Here is a 305-nt window from a genome sequence, read left to right on the forward strand (position 1 = left end):
GTCCCGTCCGTCCCCCTTGACAGAATCACCTCCGGGGTGTGTATCCCCGCAGTCGGCGGTCATGTTTCGTCAGGTGCGGCAGATGCAGCGGCCCTTTTCGGTCCGTTTGGTCCGCTCGGTTCCCAAGGTCGCGGAGTCGGCAGCCATCGCTGGCAGTACCGTGTCACTGGAAGAGCTGCGCACCGCCCTCCCACGGCCCCAGCCATCGCTAGCGGTTCCAAACTCGGCGGTGGAAGGCGGGCAATCGCCCCCGTCCCGTTTGGGGCGGTCTCTAGGGCGGCCAATGCTCCCCAAGAGATCGCCAA

1 protein-coding gene is annotated in these 305 nt (G+C 66.2%); it reads left to right on the forward strand.

The window, feature by feature from the left end; all coding sequences use genetic code 11:
• Positions 1 to 61: 61 nt before the first annotated feature.
• Positions 62 to 305: hypothetical protein (locus tag H0921_RS18095; RefSeq protein WP_228500128.1), on the forward strand; the 244-nt coding region annotated here is incomplete at its 3' end.

This window comes from Thermogemmata fonticola (genome assembly GCF_013694095.1).
GTDB lineage: Bacteria > Planctomycetota > Planctomycetia > Gemmatales > Gemmataceae > Thermogemmata > Thermogemmata fonticola.